This is a genomic window from Xylanivirga thermophila (assembly GCF_004138105.1).
GTDB classification, from domain to species: Bacteria; Bacillota; Clostridia; order Caldicoprobacterales; family Xylanivirgaceae; genus Xylanivirga; species Xylanivirga thermophila.
Genome location: NZ_RXHQ01000009.1, coordinates 32387 through 48304, shown reverse-complemented (window position 1 = coordinate 48304; position 15918 = coordinate 32387). Strand labels below are relative to the sequence as shown.

17 protein-coding genes are annotated in these 15918 nt (G+C 31.8%); 3 read left to right on the top strand and 14 right to left on the bottom strand.

Annotated elements, in window-relative coordinates; translation table 11 throughout:
• Nucleotides 1–86 precede the first annotated feature (86 nt).
• Nucleotides 87–983, top strand: coding sequence for a tyrosine-type recombinase/integrase (locus EJN67_RS06425; RefSeq protein ID WP_165000775.1), 897 nt, complete (start codon nt 87–89; stop codon nt 981–983).
• Between the two features lie 104 nt (nt 984–1087).
• Here the strand turns inward: EJN67_RS06425 and EJN67_RS06420 are convergent, their stop codons facing one another.
• The 7 genes from EJN67_RS06420 to EJN67_RS06395 all read right to left on the bottom strand — a co-directional run bounded on the left by EJN67_RS06420 (nt 1088) and on the right by EJN67_RS06395 (nt 8187).
• Nucleotides 1088–1288 carry a hypothetical protein gene (locus EJN67_RS06420; RefSeq protein ID WP_207207979.1) on the bottom strand — a complete coding sequence of 67 codons (201 nt, stop codon included), beginning with the start codon at nt 1286–1288 and terminating at the stop codon, nt 1088–1090.
• A 346-nt stretch (nt 1289–1634) separates the two neighbouring features.
• Nucleotides 1635–3575 (bottom strand): S-layer homology domain-containing protein, encoded by a 1941-nt coding sequence (locus tag EJN67_RS06415; RefSeq protein WP_129723524.1) that lies wholly within the window; start codon nt 3573–3575, stop codon nt 1635–1637.
• A gap of 99 nt (nt 3576–3674) precedes the next feature.
• Nucleotides 3675–4442: a hypothetical protein gene (locus EJN67_RS06410; RefSeq protein WP_129723523.1), complete on the bottom strand. Its 768-nt coding sequence runs from the start codon at nt 4440–4442 to the stop codon at nt 3675–3677.
• Between the two features lie 33 nt (nt 4443–4475).
• A complete protein-coding gene (locus EJN67_RS14115) occupies nt 4476–4643 on the bottom strand; it encodes a hypothetical protein (RefSeq protein ID WP_207207978.1) in 168 nt (55 codons plus the stop codon).
• Between the two features lie 126 nt (nt 4644–4769).
• Entirely contained in the window at nt 4770–5804 is a 1035-nt protein-coding gene (locus EJN67_RS06405) for a hypothetical protein (RefSeq protein WP_129723522.1), read from the bottom strand.
• Between the two features lie 17 nt (nt 5805–5821).
• The gene (locus tag EJN67_RS06400) at nt 5822–6529 is read right to left on the bottom strand and encodes a hypothetical protein (protein WP_129723521.1); all 708 of its coding nucleotides are present in this window, start codon (nt 6527–6529) and stop codon (nt 5822–5824) included.
• Nucleotides 6530–6705: 176 nt separating this feature from the next.
• Nucleotides 6706–8187, bottom strand: coding sequence for an S-layer homology domain-containing protein (locus EJN67_RS06395; RefSeq protein WP_129723520.1), 1482 nt, complete (start codon nt 8185–8187; stop codon nt 6706–6708).
• Nucleotides 8188–8698: 511 nt separating this feature from the next.
• Between EJN67_RS06395 and EJN67_RS06390 the strand changes: the two genes are divergently transcribed.
• Entirely contained in the window at nt 8699–9040 is a 342-nt protein-coding gene (locus EJN67_RS06390; protein ID WP_129723519.1) for a helix-turn-helix domain-containing protein, read from the top strand.
• 10 nt (nt 9041–9050) lie between these two features.
• Here EJN67_RS06390 and EJN67_RS06385 read toward each other — a convergent pair whose 3' ends face one another.
• From EJN67_RS06385 to EJN67_RS06370, 4 genes are all read right to left on the bottom strand, one after another.
• A complete protein-coding gene (locus EJN67_RS06385; RefSeq protein WP_129723518.1) occupies nt 9051–9329 on the bottom strand; it encodes a hypothetical protein in 279 nt (92 codons plus the stop codon).
• A gap of 397 nt (nt 9330–9726) precedes the next feature.
• The gene (locus tag EJN67_RS06380) at nt 9727–10293 is read right to left on the bottom strand and encodes a hypothetical protein (protein ID WP_129723517.1); all 567 of its coding nucleotides are present in this window, start codon (nt 10291–10293) and stop codon (nt 9727–9729) included.
• Between the two features lies 1 nt (nt 10294).
• Nucleotides 10295–11095, bottom strand: coding sequence for an ImmA/IrrE family metallo-endopeptidase (locus tag EJN67_RS06375; RefSeq protein ID WP_243641243.1), 801 nt, complete (start codon nt 11093–11095; stop codon nt 10295–10297).
• A complete protein-coding gene (locus tag EJN67_RS06370) occupies nt 11089–11472 on the bottom strand; it encodes a helix-turn-helix domain-containing protein (RefSeq protein ID WP_129723515.1) in 384 nt (127 codons plus the stop codon). Before EJN67_RS06370 ends, EJN67_RS06375 begins: the two co-directional genes overlap by 7 nt.
• Nucleotides 11473–11680: 208 nt before the next feature.
• Between EJN67_RS06370 and EJN67_RS06365 the strand changes: the two genes are divergently transcribed.
• The gene (locus EJN67_RS06365; RefSeq protein ID WP_129723514.1) at nt 11681–11977 is read left to right on the top strand and encodes a hypothetical protein; all 297 of its coding nucleotides are present in this window, start codon (nt 11681–11683) and stop codon (nt 11975–11977) included.
• 64 nt (nt 11978–12041) lie between these two features.
• Here EJN67_RS06365 and EJN67_RS06360 read toward each other — a convergent pair whose 3' ends face one another.
• The 3 genes from EJN67_RS06360 to EJN67_RS06350 all read right to left on the bottom strand — a co-directional run bounded on the left by EJN67_RS06360 (nt 12042) and on the right by EJN67_RS06350 (nt 15912).
• Nucleotides 12042–12308: a hypothetical protein gene (locus EJN67_RS06360; RefSeq protein ID WP_091729329.1), complete on the bottom strand. Its 267-nt coding sequence runs from the start codon at nt 12306–12308 to the stop codon at nt 12042–12044.
• A gap of 142 nt (nt 12309–12450) precedes the next feature.
• The gene (locus tag EJN67_RS06355; RefSeq protein ID WP_165000774.1) at nt 12451–13179 is read right to left on the bottom strand and encodes a DUF1444 family protein; all 729 of its coding nucleotides are present in this window, start codon (nt 13177–13179) and stop codon (nt 12451–12453) included.
• 327 nt (nt 13180–13506) lie between these two features.
• On the bottom strand, nt 13507–15912 hold the full coding sequence (locus EJN67_RS06350) for a DEAD/DEAH box helicase (RefSeq protein WP_129723513.1): 2406 nt from the start codon (nt 15910–15912) through the stop codon (nt 13507–13509).
• Nucleotides 15913–15918 lie beyond the last annotated feature (6 nt).

Sequence of the window (15918 nt, the reverse complement as noted above, 5' to 3'; positions counted from 1 at the left end):
CCCTTAAATCAACCTGCCATATTAACTTGAAATCTATATTAGACCTTCTTAAAATCATGGTAAAGGTTATGGAAAGGAGTTTAATCATGGATACAAAGGAATATTACTTGGATGCTTTTATAGATTATTTAAATAAAAACGATAAATCACCTGGTACAGTAACAACTTACACCACCAATATTAGATATTTCATACGATACTACGTTGAATCCTATTCTGAAGAATTTACTCCTGAAAATGTAATTATGATGGACTTACAGGATTATAGAAATTATCTTCTTAATGTCAAACGCCAAAAAGCATCTACTATAAATAATAAAATTGCAGCACTGAAGGAATATTTCTTCTTTCTGCAAAGCAATGGCATTACTAAAAACAACCCTGCTGAAAACATTAAAAAAATAAGGGTAAATAAGCCTACCGCTCCAAAAAGTTTTTCTAACTCAGACTTTAAGAAAATCAAAAGATATGTGTATAAAAGTCAAAATGAATTGTGGATTTCAATTTTTGAACTATTATCCAAAACAGGTATAAGGGTCTCAGAATTAATCAATATCCGCCTTACCGATATAAATATGGGTGATAGGTCAGGAAATCTGAGAGTTATCGGAAAAAATCAAAAAGAAAGGAATGTCCCTCTCCATGTAGATGCGAGAAAGGCTATTGCTGATTATTTAAAAGTAAGAGATGAAAAATCCATCTCTTCTGATTATCTTCTACTTAGCGAAAGAAAGGCGCCCTTCACTCGTTCAGGTATTTTTAAGATACTCAAGCGTTGGGAAAACGACACAAATATTAAAATTCACCCCCACATGTTCAGACATCACTTTGCAATTCAACTTCTAAACAACCCCAATGCAAATGCTGATATAAATACCGTTCAATATTTACTTGGACATGAATCTATTGAGAGTAGCGCTATTTATCTCAAAGTAAGGCAAGAAGATTTAGAAAAGAGCATTGATGCTATAGCAGATTATTAAATATCTTAAAAACTAATACACTCATGTTTTGTATATGAGTGTATTTTGTTCTTCTATATAAATTCACTAATCCTCCCCTCAACGAAACAGAGATAAGGTTTCCCCTATCCCTGTTTTGTTAGCACTTTCCACTCTCTTCTATTCTCTACTATCATATATCCTGTTACTATTGCAAGAGGTATTACTGCTAGCCATCTATATTCAAAAAGTAGTTTTTGATACAAATAGAAAAGTAGAAAAAATGTTGCATATCCAGCCACTGTAGGTATGACCATATTTAAAATTATATTCATTCTCTTTTTCACTAAAATCAACTCCCTATCTTTTTATTATAATTGTAGCGCGCGTGGGAATACTTGTCAGGTCCTTTTTAATAAAATGTAACGAATCTGCAATAAACTCCCTTAAAGTAAAAGCAGATTATAAGGAAAAATGCTTTGGGAAGACCACTAATCCCCAAAGCATTTTAAAAGTCCTAATATCCCTATATAAAATTTTAAAAAACGCCCCACAAGCCGTAATGCTTATGTATCTCGGCTTTTGCTCTCTTATGTATAGATTAACATATATGAAAAATATTCAATAATATCTTATACCTAAACTTTCCCTAACCCCTTTTTCCTTTGTTCTTCCCTTCTTTTTTGTATCAAACTATTTAAGATACTCCATAGGTCTATATTGACCAAAATCATAATGTCCAGAATAATTAAAAGGAGAAAACTTCCATCTATCTTTAAACTCTTCTGCTCCATCAGTCACAATTGCCATATCTATCAATATATCTTTTTCATACCACTTACCAACCTCTAGTCCTTGTTCTTTTAAAAAGTTAGGGTCTGTTGGTGGATAATAAATTATTCTTAATGTCGCCCTGCACCTATCTGCAAAACTTGTATAGATTAATGATTCATCTGTTATTAGTTCTGCCTGTGAAACGACTTTATACTTTTTATATTTTTCAATTTCATTCTTAATTGCCTTATCTATTAAAATTATATCTTCAAGTTTTCTTTTATTGCCGTGTTCATCTACATAACCATTAGTAGATTGTGCAGGATTATGATAAAAAAGCACCCTTTTTTCGTAATTGCCTGTTCCACTCTCTTTAATATATGTGCTATAGTATCTTGCTTCAGCATCTAAATTTCTGTAATCAACTGTATACCTCGTATTAAAGTATATTTCATACATTGGTTTAAATCGTTTTAATATCTTAGAAGGAATCTCAACATTATAGGAATTTAATACCGAGAAAGAAGATTCTTTGTCCAACTTTAATGGATATTCATACAGCCTTTTATTTACATAAGGATAAGTTGAACGCCACAAATTAGCATTTGATGGTTTTTCTACTTCTGGCATAGATTTTTTTTCTAATTCCCGAATATTTTTAAGCAATTTTGCCAAAACTTCATCGGAACTTAATGAACGGTATTCCTCACAAACATCAATCCACTCTTTTGCTTCTTCCTTAGTTAAAAAATCATATGGTCTTAATTCCTTATTACCATCAAGATTAATGATACCCGCCAAATACAAAGTAACCATTTCTTTTTGATATTTCTCTGTTATCATACGAATATCTCTAATATGACCGCAGTAATCTTTCCAATCACATAAAGTAAAATATTCCTTACCGAAACCATTAATCAATTTACCAATATTAGGTCTATGATTCAAGGTAATACCCTCTACAAATAAATCATTTTTGCCCGAAGTAAATAAAGCAGGCGTGTCTGTTAAATCATCCATAATTCTTGCCATTGTTAAAGTGGCTTCTCTTCTTAAAATAGGCTTTTCATAAGATGGATATTCTGCCGAAGGTCTTACATACTCCATTTTTTGAGCATATTCCATAGTAGGTTCTTTACCGACAGTCTTTAAAGCCATTTCAGTAAATTCTTTTACAGTTAAAGTATTGCTAAAATCTACTGTTTTAGGTAACTCAGGAATTTTTCTTCGGTCTTTATCCAGAAATCTCATCATAATAGCACTGGCTTCGGCTCTTGTAGCATTTTTATTGAACCCAAAACTTCCATCTGGGAATCCTGAAATAATTCCTGATGTAAATACTTTTAAGGCAACATCTTGAGATTCAGAGTTAAGAGTCAAGTAGTCAGTAATAAGGGAAGAATATTCTTTGTAGTTCTCGGGAACATCAAGGTTTATCCCTTTTCCCTTAGCACTTGTTCCCGCCCCAGCCCTTACAATCATCCTTGCCATTTCACCACGGGTAATATATCGGGTATAATTTTGAAATTCTCCATTTTGAATAATACTTAGTTCTTTAGCCTTCTCGATATAGTTGTTTGCCCAATAACCACCTTTAGAAGGTTCAATATTTGCATCCACGGAAGAAATTAGAATTTTAGTAAACTCGTCCACATGAATTTGAGCATTTGGCTTGAATGTCTTATCAGGATATCCTGAAATCAACCCTCTTTTTGTTAATTCCATTACATCTTTGTAAAACCAATCACTTTCTTTAACATCCGTAAATTGAAGTCCTGAAGTTGCATGTACCATAACTGGATTTAATAGACCAGTAATTAGCATCGTTCCAATCAATATGAGGGAACATAGTTTTCTCATACAAAATACCTCCTTTACCCAAATTAAATCTTATCTACTATATTTATACAAGTATCTTTTCTAAGCCCTAAACCCTATGTACTTAATTCTTGCTTCATATTATTCTTCTATTTTTCTAATAGCATAAACTGTGTCATTCCTAAGACCACGCATATATTCAATTGTATCATCTTTTTGTAACCCTTCCAATGATTCTGGTGTTACTCCATCCATAGCATAGACTTTTGCAAGGGTTGAATACATTGATATAATCTCAATTTTATCCCCTTCTACTCTTTGAAATTCTCCTTCAATTCTTTCTATACCTACCTCTTCGGCTAAAAGATTAATATTTCTCACCATTGTTCCATCTTCATATTTTATAGTTTGGTCTTTAAAAGGCTTTTTCGTTACAATAGATAATTTTTCATGGCTTTGAGGTGTCCCCTTTTCTACCTCTTTCAAAGAGATAAGATAAGTTTCATCTAAATAAGTGATATCTTCAATAGTTAAAGCCTTCCCGTCTTTTGCATAGACAAGAAAACTAGTACCTTCCTTGTATTCTCCCTCTTTTACTTCTTCTCCACTAATTATATATCCATCCATACCAAAAATTTTTTCAGTCATACACTTTAATGTATATTGATTATTTGGGTCTGATAAATCTTGAATAAAATAGTCTTCAGTTTTCATAGGAACGCCAAACAATTCAGTATCTCCAGAATTGTCTTTTGCAGTTTTAGAATCAGTTTTATTTGTTTTTACATCAGGAGTAGTTTCTATTGTCTTTTCCCCCGAAGTTTCTAGTTTCTTTTCACTTTGACCACATCCAGTGACCATTGTTAATACTAATAATAGAACAAGTAACAAAGATATTACCTTTTTCATTTTTCTCCACTCCTTAGTTTAATTTCATATTGCCTATATTTCCTCTTTCACATCTTGGATGTATTCAATAACATCTCTCATATTTTCCTTTTCCTTACCTTCCGACCAATCAATCCCAATGCAGAAATCTTGAACTACCTCTTTTTCAAAAGGTTTTTTACCTACTGTACCTTTTAAAATATACCTATATGTGGATTTCATTGGATAAAGGTCATAATCAATTTTTTCAAAGGTTTGAGGTAAAACAATATCTGTTACTTTAATGTTATTATCCTCCCTATTTTACTAATTTCTTCATGATATAATACTCAATCAAACACTTTTTATCTACTTAACTTTCTCTATAAAGCAATTGATATGTACTTGTCCTTGTGCAAACATATCTGAAGATGCTCCTAAACTCATAACCCATAACTTAATACTTGTATCCTTTGCAGCAAATCTACATCCTAAATCCATTTTACCTGTAACTATTAGTTCATCCCATTTACTTTTATTATGCTTGTCTTCCTCTGACACATCGTTTTCAAATCTAATTTCTCCGGTTAAGCCATAAATTGGTTCACCATATATCTTCTGTAGTTTTTCTTTTAAATCCGTATAATGCTTATAGGTCCCCTCAGCAGACCATTCATCCACATTATTTTCAACATTACTTTGAACATTGTTGATGTAACTTATATTATTATTGTATTCGATAAATAACGAATCCAATTCACCCGCTTCATTAAAATTATAAAACTTTCCGCAGAGCCACACATCATCTATTTGCTCTGCATAGGTAAGGCAATGTGTTCCATTATCATTAGATTTTTCAACCACCCTATTCTTTTCTGCCTTCTTTATTTCATCGGCAGTACTCCCCCATTTACCTTTTAAAATTTCATTAGGACCTTCAGGAGTAGTCGATGTGCTCATCCTCTTTTTAAACATCTCTTCAAATAATTCTTTCTGTTTTTGCCATTCATCAAATCCTGGCTCTTCCTGTCCTCCCTCGGCCTGTTCATCAATCGTTGATATGAATTTATCAGAATTCCCCAATTCATTTGTTGAATTCACAGCCTCAGCAAATAGTCCTTGAGCAAATCCACCCAAAAACATTACTATAGACAATATCAGCGAGATAATGGATTTTACTGTACCCTTTAATTGTTTTTTTGAAACTGCAATTCGCACTATAGATACTATACTGCTTATTAAAACGATAATAGATAATACTATAATTGGTTTATATATCTTTGAAATTACTAACACTAAGTTAGTTGGTTTCTTTGCTGCTAATAAAATAACAGTGAATATATTTAACAATATAATCACTAAAGAACTATAGAGACATATATTTGCAAGTTTTGATTTTCTCATAAGGCACCTCCTAAAAATTAATTCTGAGAAATATCTCGAATATACTCAATAGTATCTCTCATATTTTCCTTTTCTTTCCCCTTGCTCCAATCAATTCCAATGTAGAAATCTTGAACTACCTCTTTTTCGAAAGGTTTTTTGCCTACTGTACCTTTTAAAACATACCTATAGGTACATTTTACTGGATAAAGGTCATAATCAACCTTTTCAAAGGCTTGAGGCAGAACAATTTCTGTTATCTTAATATTTTTATCTCCCATATATTTTTTTACTTTTCCTATAGGGTCTTGGGCTTCTAATTCGGAAGATAATCCAAATTCTGTTGCTTTCTCATCGTCAAGGCGAGTATATTTTAAATAATTGTCAATTAATGCTTTAGCCCCTTCTTCAATAACTCCCTTAGAATCATCTAGCGATATTTGAAAAACAATGAACTTATCGCCATTATCAGCAAACTTTCCTACTGTTTCGATAGATTCTTTTTCTAAGTCAGTAATAAACTGTTCCAATTCTTTTGACATAGTGCCAACAATTCTCATAGAAGAATAATCCATATACATTTCTTTATATTTATCCTGGTTCTGGATAATATCTTCCATGTAATCTATTTTAATATCATTTTCAGGTGAATGGGAAAAAGGCTCAATTTTCTCAGAACATCCTACTAAACTAATAATTATAATTAAACAAATTAAAATATATGAAATTCTATGTTTTTTTTGCATTTCATTATTTCCCCCTATAAAAAATAAATTCTATCTAAACAGGAATATGAATTTAGTAAATACTTTAAAAATATAAAGTGCTTTGAAACTTATATTTTAATAATTCGAAGTTCTAATATGACTTTAAGCAAGCATCTATCTTTTTATAAAATCCATATGCCTTATTTATATGGCTTTTATTTATACCTTTTAACTTCTTGTAAATATTTTTTAAACTGAATATTAAACTGTTCTTCCATAGAAGTTTCATTGTTAAGAAGTAAAATACGTAATTCATATTCACTCTTATCTTTATTGAAATTTCTATATTGTATTATACCTTCGGGAAAATCTTTACACTGATAAGGAATAAGATATATTCTTAGATGGATTTTAATTTCGTTATTTTTTAATATTTTATCAATATTACTTTTTATACTTTCCACATTAAAATCATAATCTCTTTCAACAGTGTTTCCATAATTAATATCTGCTCCTGAAATTAGTTTAAATGCTTCTTTATCAGGCTTAGTATACGTATAAATAATATAATTGTCCCCTTTGGTAAGTTTTACAAGGTCTTTTTCTATTAAATCGCTGTATGTCTTATCTACTTTCCTTGCCATTTCTTTTTCTTCTTCTAGTATCCTCTTTTTGACTTGTGCTGGGTCATATTTGTTAATGAAATCCTGTTTTTGTTTTTCCGTAAGTGGTGGTGGGGTAAATTCATCATAGGTTCCGTCTGGATATACCCTCTCTAAAACAAAACCATCTGCCTGTCTAATAATTTCACCATATTTTGCTTCATCATTACCATCATAATAAATGGCATAATAAACGGTGTCTTCTGGACCACGAGCGTATTCTCTACCCATATAAGGATATACATAAGAAGTGTATCCCTTAAGTTTTACAGTAACATTCGAACCGCTATTATTAATAATATGTTTTCCATAATCCTCGTCTATTTTAGTTTCATCTAGTTCAACATGATTTATAATAGCGTTTTTTAAATCAAACTTCTCAGGCAATTCAGGTACTTTTCTTTGGCCTTTTTCAAGAAACCTAATAAGGATAGCACATGCTTCGGCTCTCGTTGCGTTTTTATTAAACCCGAAACTTCCGTCTGGGAATCCTGATATAATTCCAGAAGCAAATATTTTTAAGGCAATTTCCTGTGATTCATGTTTAAGAATTGAGTAGTCAGTAATCAGAGATGCATATTCTTTGTAGTTTTCAGGAATATCGAAACTAATTCCTTTATCCTTAGCACTTATTCCTGTCCCCGCCCTTACAACCATCCTTGCCATTTCACCACGGGTTATATACCTGTCATAATCATCAAACTCACCATCTTGAATAATTCCAATTTCTTTTGCTTGATTTATATAACCTTCTGCCCAATACCCGCCTTTTGATACACTTATCTGATAATCAAGGGCTGAAACCAATATCTTAGTAAACTCCGATACTCTAATATTATTTTGTGGTTTAAAAGTTCCATCGGTGTACCCTGCAATATGTCCTTTTTCTACCAACCTTGCTACTGTCGGATAAAACCAGTCTGTCTCTTTTACATCAGAGAATTGATGTTTTGTTGATGCTTGTCCAGCAACTGCATTCACTGGAATACTAATAAAAAGCAGTGCTGCTATTAGAAATAACATCAACCTTTTCATAATTAAAATACCTCCTTTATCTTTCTCATTTTAATGTCATTAGTTAAAAGGTATGCCCTACTTGGCAAGTGCTAAATTACTATTCGCTTTTTTCTTATTACATAAATAAACCCACACCTTTAAATATCCCACAGGTATGGATAAGCCATAAATTTATATTTTAATAACGCACAAAGAATTCATATTACTTTATCACTCTCTTTGTAATAAAGCAAATCGGTTAAAACTATGTAAACATGTTTCTAATTTTCGTTAAACACTGCTTGCTATCCATATTTCAATCCCTAATTCTTAAAATACTATGATTAATCTGTATATCAACCCCTCTCTTTTACCGTTTATCTTTTGTTGATAGCATCCCCCCATTTATATTAATTGCGTCATATTTCCAAAGCATGCTCAACATTCCAATACAATTTTATAACATTTAAACTATTATTACAATATGTCCTTATAGTTTATTCAGTATCGCCCATAAGGATTGTTAAATTGTATGAAGGGGTGATTATAAATGAACTATAAGCAATTAGGCAAAAGGATAAAGGAAGAACGTCTGAAAAAAAACCTAACCCAGGAGCAGTTGGCTGAAGCAGTTGAAATTTCAAGCGTTTATGTGAGTCACATTGAAAGCGGGTCTGCAAAAGCAAGCCTTAAAACCCTCGTAGGTATCTGTAATGCCCTCGGTATAACCCCTGATTTTGTTCTTTATGATTCTTTATATAAATCAAGAGAATATATAAATGACGAAATAGCAAACCTTTTAAAAGACTGCTCTGAAGATAGTTTACGTTTAATTGCAAAACTGATTAAAGCCGTTTTAGAGGAGCAAGGCGGGCAAAAAAATAAGCCGTAAAGGCTTATTTTTATTTTGCATTTATTACTTTTCTTATCTGTTCCATATTTTGAGTTTCCGAAACCAGTCTTACCCATTCCATCAAAACACTCTGATTTTCCTGATTCATAATACTTTCATAAATATCGTCTGGCAGAGTATATGCTTTCTTTAATAAAAGTATTAGTATTGCCTCCTTTATACCTTCTTTAACCCCTTCTTGTTTTATTAAAAATCCCAATTCAGTATTTATTAACTTTTCTCTAAAGCAATTACTAAAACAATTATTAACCTGACATGCTGTTCCCATACTTTTCACCTCAGTATTAAACTTCAGCGGATATTTCGACAAAGTACTAGCATTAGCCAATTTATCCTTTATAGAATGCTGAATTCCTATTGACTGTACACAATAACAAAGGAATAATATGGTTTATAGAAGCAATAGTAATCTAATAGGATTTCTCATATTCCTCACCTCTTACCTCACATTTTATCATTCCAAATTCTCTTCCAAAAAATAAAAAGCATATTCTCCTTAACTACTGCCAAAACGAACCTGGCTGTATAAAGAGAATATGCTCTCCGTCTGTATTGATAATGATATTTTAGCGCATATTAAGGAAGAACACAATTACATTCTTACAATTGCTACTTCAATATAACCTTATTCTTTAACCCATATCCCTTATTACATATACCTTCCCCTATATACCCAAATATTTTTTCCAACCATTTCTCTCAAATCTTATAAAGGCCTTTCCATATTGGTCTTCAAAGGTATCTCTAGTCGGACGAGTTAAATTATCATTAATTTGATTAAAAATATCTTCTGCCTCACTTTTTGTAATCTCGCCAAAATACACACATAAAGCCAAAATATTATTGTGTGTCAGGGTAATGAACTCATCTAGCCACTTAAATTCAGTATAATTATCTGATATTATTATTGGAATTCTCAACGCCTGAGCATATCCTGCACATTCACTTTCTCCTGGACCGATTACCTTTTTCTTATCTTCAATAATACTTCTTGCAAGTATATTTACAGATATATCTTTCTTCCTATCTACTACCTTAAATATGCTCCCATCTTTATGAATGGCTTGATTAATTACACCATAACCCTTTCCTGCATTTTTCTTTATTTCAATATCATACACAAATTGTGGAATGATGATTTCCTCAAATAAAAGTTCTAAAACATCCAATCTGTTAACTCTGGCTAAATTAATTAAAATATCTGCATCAGAAATGGCTCCTACGTACCTCATTCTAATAATCCTCTTCTAGGGGATACTCATATCCGAATTGCTCTGGAGTCAGTCCGACAAATTCAAGACTATTTTTCATGTTCTTATATGAAATATTCCCTCGTTCGTAATTACTCTTTACAAATTCTATATATTCTGTAGGTACATACGTTTCTTTTGATGGAATTATCAGTTCAATGCTATAGCCTTCCCGCTTGGTTAGAGATTGGAGTTGCTCCATGTTTTCCAGTGAGCAGATATCTACAAGTTCCTCATATTTATTAATAGAGCATAAATCAAGTTGGATAAGTCTTTTTAACATAGCCTTATAACTTACTTTAAAATAATTGTGCATTCTAACGATATGCCTTGGTAAAATACTGCCCTTATCCACATTAACAATTTTATAAAATACTTCTTTTACATAGTCTTCAGGCATTAAAAATTCAGATGCAAATACATTTGCTTTCATATCTTCTGCTTTATGCTTTTCATCATCTAAAAGAATCTTTTCTTTTTTCAGGATATCGGCATTATAAATAAGATGATATAATTCATGGGCACCAGTATAACGTTCATGTCCCAAAGTAAAATTACTATTTAAATAGACAATAAACTGTTCCTCAAAATAAGTGCTAAACCCTGATAATTCATCTGTATCCAATGGCTTTCTTATCAAAAATGCAGCCTCCGATAGAATGTCAAATATATCTGAAAGCCCTTTTCTAGCAAACTTTATTCTCGTTTCTTCTGCTAAGTCTTTAATTTGTAGCCTGAAAGATTCTTCTGGGAGATTCAAATTATTCTTTGGCAATCTTAACACTCCTCCCATAGTGGCTTTCTCTCTTGTGGTTTAAACTCCCCAGCATATATTTTCTTTTGATAAATAAACACCTTTACCATATCCTGAAGTTTTTCTACTTCTTTAATCGTTTTCTCTGAAAAGTTTTTCTTCCTGAATAATGTAACCAAATCATCATCTTCTTCAAAAAGGATGTTTATATCTATATTCAGAACTTTGCATAGAGCATTTAACTCCACAGCCGATACAGTCCTGTTGCCGTTTTCTATTTTGCTTAATGTTTCTCTGCTCATATTAACATCTCTTTCAACAAGTCGTTCTACTACTTCAATCTGACTTAATCCCCTTGCTTCTCTAATAGCCTTTATTTTTAATCCAATAGGAATATCCTTTGCCATCTTTAAACCCTCCTTTGTAATATTATATTACATTATTGTTTGTCATGTGTCAATATTATATCCACTCATGTAACATTTTATTACTATAATATTAAGTTATATGCCATGAATTATTTTATTAATTTTAAAACTTTTACCTCAAATAATTTGATTTCTCGTGTACCTATGGCTATAATGCTTCAAATTTCCGTAAAGGGGTGGCGTAATAATGATAAATCTAGAAGTTTTGAGATTGGAACTAAATTACCTACAACAGATTGTGAATAGGATATTAGGAAATATGGATGCGAGGAAATTAGGTAAAGCAATCACAGCATTAGTCACTTGTTTTCTTAACCCTGCTTCCTATGATTCCTTTTCCCTGTCCCATCTCCAAACAATTGAACAATATCTAAATCAGATTCAGCAAACCCTAGATTTAGATGATTATCAACTCCTGATAAATAATATTCCTACCATTAGAACCTTTATTGAAAAAGTAAAAACTGAAATCCCAAAATACTAAAAACATGAGGCTTTGCAGGATATCTAACCTTATCCCCAAAGCCTTTTCTTTTGTCCTAATTTTCCTATTTCCCTTGTCCCTTTTTTATAAATTCGTATAAATCCGTATTATCCATCTTTTCAAAAGCGATAGCCTTTTCAATATTAGTTAAAACTACCTGTTTGCTCTTGATTTCACCAATCAAAGTATACCGAAAGTCATCATTGTATGCAATAATAAAATCCTCTATTCCTTTATCTATTTCCATAGACTGTAACTGTTTCAGGATGCTATCTCTATTTAATTCATATTTATCAACCAATTCGGCACATTCAATTATCACCTTATTCATATTACCATATCTCCTCTTCCACATATTACATATCTTATTATATTATATGAAATTACTATCTCTAAATCAAATTAGAATAAATCTTTGTGATTTCCTCTATAACTATACTTAACCCTTATTCCTTCTACTTCTTAATATACTGTTAAACAAATGCAATATCAAATTTCCCATCTTTATATTGATATACTTTATCTGAGACCTTATTCGGGTCTTTATCTACCATAATTAGTGATTCCATAATTTTTATATATTCAGGTTGATATTTAGCCACAACTAATGCAGTTGAAGAAGGAATTGCAAAGAGATAATCCTGTCCTACTTTCCTTTTTATCTGTTTTTGTAATGAATCACTAAGTAAAAATGATGCATTATAATCAGTAGAATATCGCAAGCAAAATATATTGAGGGTATCATCCAGTCGTACCAGTATATTAGAAAGTTTATTTAGGTTCTCCCATGCTCTCTTTTTTATTTTATCAAAGTCCACATCATCACTTTCCAGCACAAATCTAAACACTTCCCCTTCGTCTGATACATATAGTGTATCTATATCGGTAAAGGCTTGCTCCCTACAAAACCTTAAATCCTTTTCGCCTTTCCCGAAATCCCTACTTTTAAGCAAAGGAAATACATTATTATAATCAACCTTAAATTTATATTGATTCAATACCTCGTATGCAACCTTTATATATAAATCCCTTATATTATCGTAGCCCGTAACCTGGTACTCTTTATACATGCTTGCAATCGGTAATTCTGCATGGGTTACCCCTGTACCCAAGCGAATATATTTTTCTTTTACTTCCACCTCGGGAAATTCCATCTTAAAATCTCTTGTAATTTTTTCTGTAAACTCCTCAATTCTAAGCACATTATCCCTCCTTAAATCATCTTCCCTTAATCCTTAATCTTGATAAACCAAAAGGCATACCTTCCTTTACGTTTAATTCCAGTTATGAAACTGGCCGTAAAGGAGATATGCCTCCATCCGTATGCTTATATTTTACGTTGGTCCATTAATAAATGCAACGTGTTTATTTTATCCATTATCCTCATTTATCATTTTACACCGCTATAGCCATACATCCCATATCCCTAAATCCCTATTTTCTATTTCTTACACACCACCTATTAATAATACGCAACCTTTGTACAGAATCATGTTTCTTGAATCATGAATCTGTATGAAGGTCTTGTATTATATAGTGTCATTGTTATCATTTTTTATATCGTATTTAGAAAAATCATATTTATTCTTAGGGATAAATACTATCTTATCTAGCCCTGCTTTATACTTGCACACAGCCTGTTCATAAGAACCCCTACCTTTAATTAACTCTTCGTTATCCTCAGTTGTATTATTTACTACATCATCCTCCGAATCATCGTCAAATGCATTGCGGTATAGTTTATAGGGATTTTCAAAGTAACCTTTTAAAAACTCCGCCTGGTATTCTGGATGATACAAATAATATAACATTGGATTTTTCTCTTCATCTCCATCTTGAGCCTTTCTTACAACTCTTCCTAACCTTTGTATCGCTTGCCTTGTTCCTTTAGTGCTTTGATAAATAATTCCAACGTCGGCATCCGGGACATCAACTCCTTCATCAAACGCTTTAACGGTTACAATCACATTTGCTTCACCATTTTTAAAACTTGTAAGAGCCTCCATATTCTCTTTTTCTCTTTGGGCTTCCGTTTGGTTTTGTCTTTGTTTCGGATTTAAAGAATAATATCTCCTTATCTTTTTCCCTCCATACTGAAGTACAAGTTCCTCATAAATAGCCTCTGCCGATTCTATAAATTCTGAAAATATAATTATTTTCTTATTAATATTTTTCCTTACCAGTTTTAAGCACTTTTTATTCCGATGGTGTGAATTCATGATTAATAGTTTTCTCTTGTTTATCCCAGAAACAAGCGCATTACATAGGTATATTATTTTCATATCACTATTTTGCTGTTTATTCAGCCAATCATTAAGGGCACCTTCTGCAAATTTTCCATGCTTTTTCTTGAAGCCTTCCTTTTTTGTATTTATTTTATCAATAACTTTTTTATTTGAGGCTATTATAATATACGCCTCTCGGATTATTGTTTCTGTATCGAGATTGCCTGTATTGGTAAATAATTTTGTTTTTACTGTTTTTGTAAGGGCATTAAGTTGTTTTATTAAACTGAATATTTTTTGGTTTAATTCTTTTAGTATCTTTCGCTCCTTTTTTGTTAACTTACAATAAACATTCTTAATTGTAAATGAAGATACAGCATTATCAGCCAATGCCTCTAAAATATTATATTTGTATATCACATCTCCTATGGCACGATAAAAGTATACTTCCCTTCCATCGCCTCGTTCGGGAGTAGCAGAGAGCCCAACTGAATAGTAATCAATATCATCTTCTTGCTTAGTTTTAAGGTACTTAAGTCCATCAAACATCTTAAGGTTATTTTCAGTGGCGTAACGGTGACATTCATCGCATATGTAGAACTGGTAGATATCTCTGTTTTTTAGTTCATTCATTTTTTCAAAGGCTACAGTATAATCTGCTAATTCCTTTTGGGCGGTATTAGATATGTAAATAATAAACTTTTTTGTGTTCCATAGACATTTACCATGTCCGCCGCCCCTTCTTCCTATTGCTTCTTTATGTACATGAAACTTTTCTATTAAACTTTCGTACCAGTTTTGCATAATGGCCTTAGTAGGCGTTATTATGATTGTGAGAATATCATTATCTTTTTCTAATTCCTGCTGTAAACAATATAGAGCAAATAATGTTTTACCTGCCCCCGTGGCTACGGAAAAAGTGCCATGATGGGCTTGATTTTTTTGATTCCACAACTCATAGGCTTCTATCTGCCATTGCCGAGGATTAAAGTTTTGAAAGGAACATTGCTTCTTTCCACTCTTTTTATTTTCCTTGTCAACTAATTCTAAATTATATTCTCCATAAATATAATTTCTAAAATACCCATGTTCAAGCATATTATCAAAGATTTTATCTATAAACCCTTGAATTTCAATGGCTTTCTGCTCTTTTTCTTCAGCAAGTGCAAAACAGTATAAAAAATAGCAGTATTCCATATCTTCTTCGTCTGTTAATTCTCTCATATTAGGTAAAAAAGCCTGTTCTTCTTTACACTTTTCCAACGTCTCGTAAATTATTTCTGGAGGAATATCTTTTACTTTATACCCTAATGTGACTGTTAATCCATCCAAATCATCCTTCTCAACTAATGAAGATATGCTGCCTTTTTTATACCACTGTACTAAGGCATTATCTAAATTACATAATTCTTTCCTTGCTTGCTCCTTTAGCCTTAATACCTTATCACTCCATAAAGCAATATCATCCCAATTAGAATAAATCTCTTTAATGCTTTTATTAAGTTTATTAAACCCTATTTCATATTTATTTCTAAAATCTCGGGCTTTCTTAAACCTTTCTCTATATTCTTGAAGTGTTTCTATATCGTCAATAGGCTCGCCATATAATTCAAAATTAAGGCTTACGTATTCACTAACTTTCTGAACATTCTCTATATCTTTTTCTATATTATTATATTCCTGTAACATTTGCTGCTCTGGCTTTTCCATGTCAGT

What these genes read in the sequence shown, in the direction of transcription:
- EJN67_RS06425 (WP_165000775.1), top strand. Translation starts at nt 87, where the DNA reads ATGGATACAAAGGAATATTACTTGGATGCTTTTATAGATTATTTAAAT.
- EJN67_RS06415 (WP_129723524.1), bottom strand. Translation starts at nt 3,575, where the DNA reads ATGAGAAAACTATGTTCCCTCATATTGATTGGAACGATGCTAATTACT.
- EJN67_RS06410 (WP_129723523.1), bottom strand. Translation starts at nt 4,442, where the DNA reads ATGAAAAAGGTAATATCTTTGTTACTTGTTCTATTATTAGTATTAACA.
- EJN67_RS14115 (WP_207207978.1), bottom strand. Translation starts at nt 4,643, where the DNA reads ATGAAATCCACATATAGGTATATTTTAAAAGGTACAGTAGGTAAAAAA.
- EJN67_RS06405 (WP_129723522.1), bottom strand. Translation starts at nt 5,804, where the DNA reads ATGAGAAAATCAAAACTTGCAAATATATGTCTCTATAGTTCTTTAGTG.
- EJN67_RS06400 (WP_129723521.1), bottom strand. Translation starts at nt 6,529, where the DNA reads ATGCAAAAAAAACATAGAATTTCATATATTTTAATTTGTTTAATTATA.
- EJN67_RS06395 (WP_129723520.1), bottom strand. Translation starts at nt 8,187, where the DNA reads ATGAAAAGGTTGATGTTATTTCTAATAGCAGCACTGCTTTTTATTAGT.
- EJN67_RS06390 (WP_129723519.1), top strand. Translation starts at nt 8,699, where the DNA reads ATGAACTATAAGCAATTAGGCAAAAGGATAAAGGAAGAACGTCTGAAA.
- EJN67_RS06385 (WP_129723518.1), bottom strand. Translation starts at nt 9,329, where the DNA reads ATGGGAACAGCATGTCAGGTTAATAATTGTTTTAGTAATTGCTTTAGA.
- EJN67_RS06380 (WP_129723517.1), bottom strand. Translation starts at nt 10,293, where the DNA reads ATGAGGTACGTAGGAGCCATTTCTGATGCAGATATTTTAATTAATTTA.
- EJN67_RS06370 (WP_129723515.1), bottom strand. Translation starts at nt 11,472, where the DNA reads ATGGCAAAGGATATTCCTATTGGATTAAAAATAAAGGCTATTAGAGAA.
- EJN67_RS06365 (WP_129723514.1), top strand. Translation starts at nt 11,681, where the DNA reads ATGATAAATCTAGAAGTTTTGAGATTGGAACTAAATTACCTACAACAG.
- EJN67_RS06360 (WP_091729329.1), bottom strand. Translation starts at nt 12,308, where the DNA reads ATGAATAAGGTGATAATTGAATGTGCCGAATTGGTTGATAAATATGAA.
- EJN67_RS06350 (WP_129723513.1), bottom strand. Translation starts at nt 15,912, where the DNA reads ATGGAAAAGCCAGAGCAGCAAATGTTACAGGAATATAATAATATAGAA.